This is a genomic window from Gemmata sp. (assembly GCF_051859125.1).
Lineage (GTDB): Bacteria > Planctomycetota > Planctomycetia > Gemmatales > Gemmataceae > Gemmata.
This window is the reverse complement of the sequence record NZ_JBHYGG010000120.1, coordinates 1-10672: the sequence shown is the minus strand read 5'-3', so window position 1 is coordinate 10672 and position 10672 is coordinate 1. Positions and strand designations below refer to the sequence as shown.

Genomic DNA, 10672 nt, shown 5'->3' with positions numbered 1-10672 from the left:
GAAACAGCCGCGTAGGCCAGAAGAACTCGCACCCGCGGGACTATTTCGTGGGAGCGAACCGGATCTGTTGGATTCGATTGGTCCGAGCCCGAGCGCCGAGCGAGGGTGGACGCGAACCCTCGCTCGGCGCTCGGGCGAACGCCGATTCACCCCCCCGCGCTGGTCACGGCTTCTTCGGGGCGTCCTGCGCGTTCGCCTCGGGGGTGTACCGGTAGTACACCTCCAGTGTCAGCAGGCTCAGGCACGTCGTCCCGAGCCGCCCGCAGTTCGGCCCAATCCACTGGTCGCGGGCCGGGTCCCAACTTCCGCGCTCGGCCCGGGTGCGGTTCTGGACCTTGATGAGCCAGTCGGGCATCCCGCCGGCCCGCGTGCCGTCGGGCCGGGCCGGGCCCTCGTTCCAGTCCCGCCACGCGTCCCCGCCGTGGAACCGCACCACCTGCGTCGCGTAGTAGTAGTAGTACAGGTCGACCGCAGGCCCGCTCTGCGGGGTGGGCGCGCGACGCATCAGGCCCTTCGTCCCCTCGGCGAACCCGGGGGTCTTCGCCCGCCAGTCGTCGATGTAGTAGCGGCAGAGGAGCCCGATTGCGGTGAGCGCCGTGGCCGGGGCCGCGCCATCGCTATTGGTGTACCCGTAGGCGGCCTTGGTCTGCCCGGCCCCGGCGGCGTCGAGGAACGCGACCGCCTTCTTGATCGCCTTCTCGTCCACGCTCAGCCCGGCGAGTTGGCCCGCGTGCAGCGCCTGCACCTGCCAGCCGACGATCGACGTGTCGCCCTGGTCGCCGGCCCGGTAGCCCCAGCTCCCGTTCCCGCCTTGGCCCCGCTGGATGTAGTCGAGCGCCCGCTGCGCCGGCTCCTTGAGGGCGGGGTCCTGCGTCATGCCGTAGGCCTCGCACAGCGCGACCGTGGCGATCCCCTGGCCGTACATGTCCGGCGCGCCCTTGAAGTGCCCCGCGGCCGGCCCCTGCCCGTCCTCCAGGTTCTTGACGAGCCAGTCGAGGCCCGACTTGACGGTCTGCTTGTAGCGGCCGTCTTTGTGCGACTGCCCGGCCCCGAGGAACGCGAGCACCGCCATCCCCGTCGCCGGGGCCGTGTCGCCGGTCCGGCCCCGGTCGTACACCCAGCCGCCGTCGGGCTTCTGGACCTGGGTGAGCCACGCGAGGCCGAGCATCACCGCCTCCTCCCCCTCCTCGCTGCCGCCGAAGTCCTTGAGCAGCCGCTTGCGGGTCGCGCCCGAGCGGTCGATCCCCTTCTTCGGCTCGACCTTCGGGGCGGCGGGGGCTTGCGCCGGTGCGTCGGGGACCGCAGCCGTGAGGACCGCGGCCGCGGCGAACAGCGAGGCGAGAATGGCGGGTCGAAGCACGGACGCCCCCGTCGAAGAAGTGGAACGTGCAGTGTAGCCCGCCGGCCGGGCGCTCCGCAAGCGCCGCAAACCTCCGGACTGCGCCCCACTCCCTCGCTGGCGCTCAGGGTTCGCCCGGACACGACCAGTCCCACCGCTTACGTCGTTCGCGCGACGGCGGATTTGTAACTTCCCACGTCCCCGCAAGCCATCCGGGGTGATGGCTCGTCTGAATGGTGGTTGCAGAGCTGAACTCGGTCGGGTCGGCTCGCGTCGGCACCAGTTCAACAAGGGGAAGACAATGGCATCGAAGTGGCTGAAGGTCGCCCCGGTCGCGGGCGTGGTCGGGCTGGGCGTGGGGCTCGGGATCGGGGCCGACCGGCTGGTGAGCGCCGCCCCCGAGGCCGCCGCGAAGCAGGACGTGAAGCCGGCCGTGAGCTTGCCCATCACCCGCGTGGTGATGTTCAACAGTGGCGTGGGCTACTTCAGCCGCTCCGGCGAAGTGACCGACGATGCGCGTGTCGACCTGAGCTTCCAGGAAACGGACATCAACGACCTGCTCAAGAGCATGGTCCTCGAGGACTTCGGCAAGGGCCGCATCGCCGCGGTCAGCTACGACAGCCGCGAGCCGATCTCCCGCACGCTCAGCAGCTACGCCATCAACCTGAACGGCCAGCCCACGTTCGCCAACATCGTCAGCCAGATGCGCGGCGAGCGCATCGAGGTTGTGACCACGCCCGGCGCGACCAACCAGCCGGGCAAGCTGTCGGGGGTGATCGTCGGGGTCGAGACCCAGAAGGTCCCCGCGGGCACGACGACCGTCGACGCGCAGGTGATGAACATGTGGTGCGCCGAGGGGCTCCGGGCCATCAAGCTGAGCGAGGTCCAGCAACTGCGGTTCGCGAACCCGGTCATCGAGAGCGAGTTCCGCCGCGCCCTGGACACGCTCGCGCTCACGCACGACTCGCAGAAGAAGTCGGTGTCGCTGCACTTCGCCGGGGACGGCCCGCGGAAGGTGCAGGTGGGCTACGTGGTCGAGGCGCCGATCTGGAAGACCTCGTACCGCATGGTCCTCGCCGACAAGGAGAAGCCGTACCTGCAGGGGTGGGCGCTGGTCGAGAACCCGACCGACGAGGACTGGGCCGGCGTCAAGATGGCGCTCATCTCGGGCCGCCCGATCTCGTTCAAGATGGACCTGTACAACCCGCTGTACATCAACCGCCCGACCGTCGAGCCCGAGCTGTTCGCCTCGCTCCGGCCCGTCACCTACCGCGGCGGGTTCGCGCCGGCCAACGGGCTCGCGGCCGCTAACGGGCCGCTGGGCGGCGCGCTGCCCGAGGCCGATGCGGGGGACTTCGACAGGCGGAAGCAGATGGACCAACTGCGGGCGCGCGGCGAAGGTAAGGGGCAAGCCGGGGCCGAGAGGGCGGCGACAGCCGGGCTGAAGCTGGCCGACGGCCGGCCGGCCGACGCGAACCACGCCCGGGAACTCGCCGCGGAACTCGGCCGCCGCCCGAACCTGGGCGTCGCCGGGAACGCCGCCACCGCCGGCGCGCTGGGGGACTTCTTCCAGTACACGATCGACCACCCGGTCACGCTCGGCCGCCAGAAGTCGGCGATGCTCCCGATCGTCGGGAAGGACGTCGAGGGCCAGAAGGTCTCGATCTACAACCAGAACGTGCAGAAGACGCACCCGCTCCTGGGCCTGAAGTTCAAGAACACGAGCGGGGCGCACCTGAACCAGGGTCCGATCACCGTGTTCGAGGGCAGCGTGTACGCCGGCGACACCCGCGTCCTCGACGTCCAGCCGAACGAGGAGCGGCTCGTCAGCTACGCCATCGACTTGGGCACCGAGGTCGACCCGCAGGTCGGGCCGGGGACGCAGAAGATCACCAGCGTCAAGGCGGTCCGCGGCATCGTCCACACGACGACCAAGCTCACCGAGGAGAAGAAGTACCGGATCGTGAACCGGTCCCAGACGGACCGCACCCTGCTCATCGAGCACGCGAATCGCACCAACCAGCAGTTCAAGCTCGTGGACACGGACAAGCCGGTCGAGGACACCGCGGACGTGTACCGGTTCCAGGTCCCGGTCAAGTCCACCGAGACCAAGACGTTCGTGGTCAAGGAGGAGCGGGACGTCGCGAACTCGATCACCCTGACGAACGGGGCCGAGAACCAGATCCGCTACTTCATCAACCTGGCCGAGGCGAGCCCGGCACTGAAGCAGAAACTCACCGAGGCGCTCACGGTCAAGGCGACGTGGGACCTGGCCCGCCGGGAGCTGGCCCAGGTGGTGTCGGACCTGGCCCGGCTGAACCTGGACCAGGAGCGGATCCGCAAGAACCTCCGCGAGACCCCGAAGGAGGCCGAGGTGTACGCCACGTACCTCAAGAAGCTGTCGGACCAGGAGAAGGAAATCGACGCCCTGACCGAGAAGCAGAAGGCGCTGATGGACGGCGAGTTCAAGGCGCGCAAGAAGTACGACGACTTCCTCGCCAACATCTCCGACTGATGCGCTGTGCCCCCAAACCGGAACGCCCACCCCCACAGTCGGGGCGGGCGTTCTGCGTTGTAGTCACCCCGCGAACAGCTCCCGCAGCACCGCCTGCGTTCCGTCCCAGGCGTCCGCGGCGGCGTCGAAGTTCACGTCCATCGGGCGCGTCTGCGCCGGCGTCTTCAGGCCCACGGCCGGCGCGGCCGTCACCGCGGGGTTGAGCGGGACCTGGAACCCGCCGCCCTCCGCGAGCTGCCGCTCCGTCTCGGGCCGCAGCAGGAACTCGACGAGCTTCTGCGCGGCCGCCGGGTTCGGGCCGCCCTTTACCAGCGCGACGGTGTTCGGCAGGAACAGCGTCCCGAACCCGGCGGCGTCCGGGAACACGACCGCAACGGGCTTCCCGACGCGCACCTCGATCAGCGCGTCGTCGGTGTCGGTCAGCCCCACCGCGAACCGCCCGTCGGCCACGCCGCGTGCGACCTGCTTGTTCCCGGCGACGACGTTCACGCCGTTCGCCTTCAGCCCCGCGAAGAACTCGCGCGCCCTGGCCGCCCCGAGCGCGGCGGAGAGCGCCGCGGCGTGCGTCGCGGTGGTGCCGAAGAACGGCTTCGCGATCGCGACTTGGCCCCGCCACTTCTCGGCCAGCAGGTCGAAAAGCCCGAGCGGTTGCTCGGCCTGCGTCACGGCCGCGATGTTGACGATGAGCACCCGCGCCCGTGCGGCGAACCCCTGCCACATCCGATCGGCCGGGCGCGTGGCGGCGGGGAAGGCGTCACCGAGCGGCGGGGGGAGGGGGGCGTACGCGCCGGCGCGGGCGAGCCGCACAGAGCCGAGCGGCTCGTTGTTCCAGTGGACGTCGCACCGCGGCCGCCCGGCCTCCCGCTCGAGTTCGGCGGCGAGCCCGACGGACTTGTTCGCCTCGGTGTCGAACTTGGTATCGACCCGCAGCCCGGTCTCGCGGGTGAACTCGGCGAGCAGGTCCTCGGCGAACTCGCGGTCCTGGGCGCAGTACAGCACGACGCGGGACTCGCGGCCGGAACACCCCGCGGCGAGCGCGACCGAACCGGCGATGAAGTGGCGGCGGGTCACGGTCACGGCGCGCCTCACACCTTGAACACTTCCTTCACGTTGTCGCGGAGGAGCCGGGTGCCGAGCGCGACGGCGTCGGCCTCGCTCAGCAGGCCGGGCCGCACGAACTCGTCGGCCAGCACGCCCGCCAGGAGCCGCCGGTACATCCCGTACTTCGGCAGCACGAACTCCAGCTTGTAGGCGTCCGAGTAGTACCCAATCAGCTTCGTCTTCGGCACCGCGGTGACCCGCTCCGTCAGGTCCTTGCGGATGTACGGCGGGGTGTTCGAGTACCACCAGTGCCCGCTCGGGAGCACGTTCGGGAAGATCCACGAGTACGCGACGAGTTCCTGGTTCTGGGCGCTCGTCAGCACCGACACCGGGAACGTCACCTCGGGGAACGCGTTGAACAGCTCCTTGTAGTGGATCAGGCTCGTGCGCTGGTCGAACAGGTCCTGGCCCTGGAACACGCCCTTCTCGTACACCCGGCGGTTCACGCCGACCATCAGGTCAAACGGGAGCCGGAACTCGCGGCAGAACTCGGCGATCATCCAGAACACGCCGGGCGCGAGGTCGTGGAAGTCGTGGAACTGCATCTGCTCGTAGAAGTGCTCGTCGTCGAACGGGACCGGGTGGAAGCTCGGGGGCAGCGAGATCGCGCACGCCTTCGCACCCTTGCGGGTGAAGTGCAGGAACAGCTTCGCCAGCGCCTTCCGCAGCGACGCCGCGTCGGTCACCTCGATCCCCGTGCAGGCGAGGAGCCGCCGCCGCGTCTCGGGCTTGTCCAGGTGGAACACCAGCGTGTCGGTCCGCAGGCACGGGACGTACACGTCGGTGTCGAAGTTCTCGAGTGGGTCGTCGAACTCGTTGGTCAGGAAGATCTTTTCGAGCTTCGTCTTCTGGAAGACCTGCTTCTCCCAGTCCGATTGGCCGAACGTCTTGGCGGCGGCGTCGAACAGGGCGTCGGCGTCGGCCGCGGTGACGCGGGTGCCGGTGAACCCGAGGAACGTGCGGGCGATGTCGAGGAACCAGCCGTACTGGGCCGTGTTGTCGTACCGGTCCATGTGCGCAACGATGGCCCGGACCCGCTCCCGGGCCGGCACGTCCTTCTTGAGCGCGTCCTGGCTCATCCCGGCCGAGTGGGCGAGTTCCGTGTAGTAGTGGTAGCCGAGAATGTCGTCGAGCGACTTCGACACCGGGGCGAGCGGGTCGATGTGCGAGTGCGGGTCGATGAGGGGGACGTTCGACAGCGCCGACGTGAGGTCGGCGACGAGCGAGTCGGCGGTCATTTCGGCGGCTCCGCGAATCCGGCTGACTTGTCAGAGTTACCTGCGATACGTCTTACAACGCCCGGCAAGATTTACAAACCGACCGGCTTCCGGCCCCGGACCCCAGAACGTTGCGACCCGCACCGGTGGCCGTGAAAGCCTTGTAGCAGTGGATGTTGCGCCCGATCGGCACGGGCCGACGGTGCGGAATTTTGGCTCTGGCACGGTCGCTGCTTTACTCTTCATCGTCCGCGGCAAGCAACCCCCAGCGAACCGCGGATCGGTGCCGGGCCACGATGGCGAACCTTCCCCCAAGGCGAGCCAAACACTCGTGGGTCAGCACCGCAGGACCGAAGGCCTCAACGACCCTCCCCCGGGTCGCGGCCGCGGAAGAGATTTCCCCCCTCTTCCGAACCCGTCAGATACCACGTCCGTTCCCCCGTCCGAAAACATCCTTCCCCCGCCGCCGCCTTCCCCCAAGGCGGCGGCTCGTCTTTTGGGGTCATTGGAAGTTGGGGATTGGAAATCGGAAATCAGGGTCCGGAATCCATAGGCCAGCACAGTTACGAAAGACTCATCCCGTTTCTTCCTCCCGTGTTCTGACCGACTTCCAACATCCAACTCCCAAACTCCCAATCTCTGAAACCGTTGCGGGGTGGGGGCGGGTGTGTTAGCGTTGCTGGCGGGACCGCGCCGGACTGCGCGGCCCTCACTGTCATTCAACCCGAGGAACTGATGACCGTTCGTCTTCTCGCCGCCGCGCTGGTCGTGGCCGTTGCCCCGCTGTCCGTTCGCGCGGCGGACGAGGAAAACCCGTACAAGAACGTGAAGGTCGGCGACTTCGCCACCTACAAGATGAAGGTGAACGTCGGCCCGATCGCCATCGACGGGACGACGACGCAGAGCGTCACCGCGAAGACCGACAAGGAGGCGAAGGTCAAGGTTACCGCCAGCGTCAACGGGATGGAGGCCCCGGCCCAGGAGCAGACCATCGACCTGACCAAGCCGTACGACCCGACGAAGGTCGGCGGCGGGCTCCCCGGCGGGACCGACGCGACGGTCGAGAAGGGCAAGGACGGGACCGAGAAGGTGAAGGCCGCCGGCAAGGAGTACGAGACCACCTGGACCACGTACAAGGTGAAGGCCAAGGCCAACGGCATGGACATCGACGCCGACATCAAGGTGTGGACCTCGAAGGAGGTGCCCATGGGCATGGTGAAGATGACCATGAAGGCCACCGTCGCCAAGATGGACATGGAGATGACGATGGAACTCACCGAGTTCGGCAACAAGAAGTGACCCCGCACCGCGCGGCGGGTCGGCCCGCCGCGCCGCTCCCCCGCACCCACGTCTCGCACGTCACACGCTCCGGTGAACCATGGACCGCAGCACCTTCCTCGCCGCGTCCGCCGCGCTGGCCTCCACCCCCGCGTTGGCTCAGAAGAAAGAAGTCGTCAAGATCGTCTCCAGTCTGCCGCGGACCGGCAGCGCTCGGGGGCAAACCGACACGATCGCGAACGCGATCGTGCTGGCGATCGCCGACTTCGCCAAGGACTACCCGTTCGAGGTGAAGTACCTCGACCTGGATGACGCCACGGCCGCCCAGGGGGCGTGGGACGCCGGGCAAGAGGCCGACAACGCCCGGCAGGCCGTCGCGGACAAGGACGTCGTGGCCTTCATCGGGCCGTACAACTCCGGCGCGGCCAGGGTGTCGATGCCGATCCTCAACGAGGCGGGGTTGGTGCAGGTGTCGCCGTCCGCGACATGGCCCGGGCTGACCGTGCCGACCCCGGATCCGAAGAGCGGCGAGCCCGAAATCTACCGCCCCGCGAAACAGGTCACGTTCTGTCGCGTCTGCCCGCGCGACGACACCCAGGGGCCGCTCGCGGCCGCGTTCGTCGCGAACACGTTGAAGGCCCGGTCGGTCTACGTCGTTGACGACGGCGAACTGTACGGCTCGATGGTGGCCGGCACCTTCGCCGCGAAGTGCAAGGATCTCAAGATCAAGATCCTGGGGCACGAGCACCTCGATCCGCGGGCGCGGAACTACAAGGCGGTCGCCGAGCGGATCAAGGACAAGGACCCCGACGCGGTGTACTTCGGCGGCACCTCGCAAAGTGGCGGGCCGCAACTCGCCATCGACCTGGCCCGCGGTGAGGTGAACCGCCCGCTGGTCGTGCCCGACGGGTGCTACGAGGAGGCGTTCATCAAGGCGGCCGGCGCGGAGGTTCTCAACGGCCGGTGCTACGCCACGATCGGCGGCCTTGACCCGAGCGGCCTCAAGGGGGCCGAGTTCGTGAAGCGGTACAAGGCGAGGTACATGGCGGACCCCGAGGCGTACGCGATCTACGGCTACGAGGCCGCCGCCGTGGTGCTCGCGGCGCTCGCGGTCGTCGCGAAGAAGGACCGGGCCGCGGTCCGCAAGGCCGTGCTGGCCACGAAGGACTTCGACAAGGGCGTGTTCGGCAAGTGGAGCTTCGACGCCAACGGCGACACCACGCTCGAACAACTCACGGTGAGCAAGATCGAGAAGGGGAAGTTCATCCCCCTTATGGTGATCGACTCGCGGAAGTAACCGGGTCCCGGTCGGCGTGCCCTGGGATCACGCACGCGCTTGACCGTCCCGTGCGTACGCCCGCCGTCTCCCGCATCCTACTCACTTTCTTCTTGAGCCGGTCCCGCCCGCGGGCTAAAAGCAATTGAGATCACGTTGCGGTAGTCCTCCCCGACTACCGTCTCTCCACGTCATTTACGTTCGCTCCCGACGGGCTCCCCCGTCGGCGGGTCGGCTCCTCCGGGAGCTCGCCCGTGCCGGTACCACCATTCATTCCGCCGCGCCCGAGGTCCGCCATGACGTCCCGCCCACGCCCCGACCGTTCCGGCTTCACGCTCATCGAGTTGCTGGTGGTGATCGCGATCATCGCCCTGTTGATCGGCCTGACGATGCCCGCGGTGCAGAAGGCCCGCGAAGCCGCCGCCCGCACCCAGTGCATCAACAACATGCGGCAGCACGGGATCGCGGTCCACGGCCACGTCAACGCCTACGGGAGCATCCCCCCGTCGTGGTCCACAGCGAACAACTGGGACCGGTACTGGTCGTGGATGTCCAAGTTGCTCCCGTTCCTGGAGCAGCAGCAACTCTCCGACCAGGCCAAGGCGTTCGCGGCGACGAGCGGGACGAACAACCCGTGGTTCCCGGCCAACCCCGGGGTCGGCACGCCGATGAAGATCTACACGTGCCCGATCGACCCCCGCGGGCCGGTCCTCGTCAACTACCCCGGGGTCGGCAACGTCGGGCTGACGATGTACCTGGGCAGTTGCGGGACCACCGGGAGCACCGACGACGGCGTGTTCATCCTCGACGGCAAGCTGCGGCTGTCGGACATCAACGACGGGACCAGCAACACGATCGCCGTCGGCGAGCGGCCGCCCAGCGCGAACCTCGTGTACGGGTGGTGGTTCGCCGGGTACGGGTGGGACGGCCGCGGGTCGGCCGACGTGGTGCTCGGGTCGCGGGACACCGGCGGGGCCGCGTACTTCGGCGCGCCGGCCACCAACGTCGGCCTTCGCCCCGGCACCATCGACAACCAGGGGGACGCCGCCCACTGGTGGAGCTACCACCCGAACGGCTCGATCTTCCTGTTCGCCGACGGCTCGGTGAAGTACCTCACGTACGGCGCCGACGGGGTCCTCCCGGCGCTCCAGACCCGCGACGGCAAGGAAGTCGTGGCCGCCCCGTGACCCGCCGGGTCTGCAAAGATCGAAGCACGAAACTCGAAATCCGAACCAGACCACCGGGCCCCATTCGGCCCGGTGTGCGTCGAAGAACCGCCCACCGGCCCCGCCGAGGAGTTCGCCCATGCGCCGCTTCGTGCACTCTTTAGCGCTCGCTTCGATCGTCCTGGCCGGGTGCGCGCCCGGTAAGGGCGACGTGTCCGGGAAGGTGACGTACAACGGCGCGCCGCTCGCCAAACCCGGGGGCACCATCGTGTTCGTGACGCCGGGCGGGGTACAGGTCGCCGCCCCGGTCGCGGCCGACGGGACGTACCGGGCCCCCGACGTGCCCCGCGGCGAGAACAAGGTCGCGGTGTACTACCCGAACCCGAAGTTCCAGGAACTCGCCAAGCAGTCGCGGCACCTGCCCGGCCCGAACGAGGCGGTGAAACCCGCACCGATCGCCGACGTGCCGCCGTACCTCACCCCGGCGAAGTACGCCTCGGGTGACACGTCCGGGCTGTCGGTGTCGGTCGGCACGGGGACCGCGTTCGACGCCGCACTCACCGGCCCGCCCATCAAGTAGCCGCCTCCCACCGCAGAGGCCTTCGGCGACAGAGGACAGAGGACAGAGGACAGAGGACAGACCTGCACACCCACTGTTTGGTGACTGACCTCTGACTTCTGTCCTTGTTTCGTTGAAATCCGCTTGGGATCCGCATGGAGTGGTTGGCGGGCCGCCACGGAGGGCGGCCCCTACCCGATGCATTGCTTGTGGTTTGTAGG

At 68.5% G+C, this 10672-nt stretch carries 8 protein-coding genes; 5 read left to right on the top strand and 3 right to left on the bottom strand.

Annotation, left to right across the window (positions count from 1 at the left end):
- Positions 1–163 precede the first annotated feature (163 nt).
- Entirely contained in the window at positions 164–1360 is a 1197-nt protein-coding gene (locus ACTIGN_RS13025) for a prenyltransferase/squalene oxidase repeat-containing protein (RefSeq protein WP_439624447.1), read from the bottom strand.
- A gap of 280 nt (positions 1361–1640) precedes the next feature.
- On the opposite strand from ACTIGN_RS13025, the gene ACTIGN_RS13020 reads away from it, so the two are divergent.
- Positions 1641–3854, top strand: coding sequence for a DUF4139 domain-containing protein (locus ACTIGN_RS13020; RefSeq protein WP_439624445.1), 2214 nt, complete (start codon positions 1641–1643; stop codon positions 3852–3854).
- 63 nt (positions 3855–3917) lie between these two features.
- Here ACTIGN_RS13020 and ACTIGN_RS13015 read toward each other — a convergent pair whose 3' ends face one another.
- On the bottom strand, positions 3918–4931 hold the full coding sequence (locus ACTIGN_RS13015; protein ID WP_439624443.1) for an extracellular solute-binding protein: 1014 nt from the start codon (positions 4929–4931) through the stop codon (positions 3918–3920).
- A gap of 8 nt (positions 4932–4939) precedes the next feature.
- On the bottom strand, positions 4940–6193 hold the full coding sequence (locus ACTIGN_RS13010; protein ID WP_439624441.1) for a glucuronate isomerase: 1254 nt from the start codon (positions 6191–6193) through the stop codon (positions 4940–4942).
- Positions 6194–6907: 714 nt separating this feature from the next.
- Between ACTIGN_RS13010 and ACTIGN_RS13005 the strand changes: the two genes are divergently transcribed.
- The 4 genes from ACTIGN_RS13005 (at position 6908) to ACTIGN_RS12990 (ending at position 10472) form a co-directional block, all read left to right on the top strand.
- A complete protein-coding gene (locus ACTIGN_RS13005; protein ID WP_439624439.1) occupies positions 6908–7471 on the top strand; it encodes a hypothetical protein in 564 nt (187 codons plus the stop codon).
- 79 nt (positions 7472–7550) lie between these two features.
- The gene (locus ACTIGN_RS13000) at positions 7551–8747 is read left to right on the top strand and encodes a branched-chain amino acid ABC transporter substrate-binding protein (RefSeq protein WP_439624438.1); all 1197 of its coding nucleotides are present in this window, start codon (positions 7551–7553) and stop codon (positions 8745–8747) included.
- A 275-nt stretch (positions 8748–9022) separates the two neighbouring features.
- Positions 9023–9913, top strand: coding sequence for a DUF1559 family PulG-like putative transporter (locus ACTIGN_RS12995; RefSeq protein ID WP_439624436.1), 891 nt, complete (start codon positions 9023–9025; stop codon positions 9911–9913).
- A gap of 118 nt (positions 9914–10031) precedes the next feature.
- Positions 10032–10472, top strand: a complete 441-nt coding sequence (locus ACTIGN_RS12990) for a hypothetical protein (RefSeq protein ID WP_439624434.1) — start codon at positions 10032–10034, stop codon at positions 10470–10472.
- Positions 10473–10672: the final 200 nt, after the last annotated feature.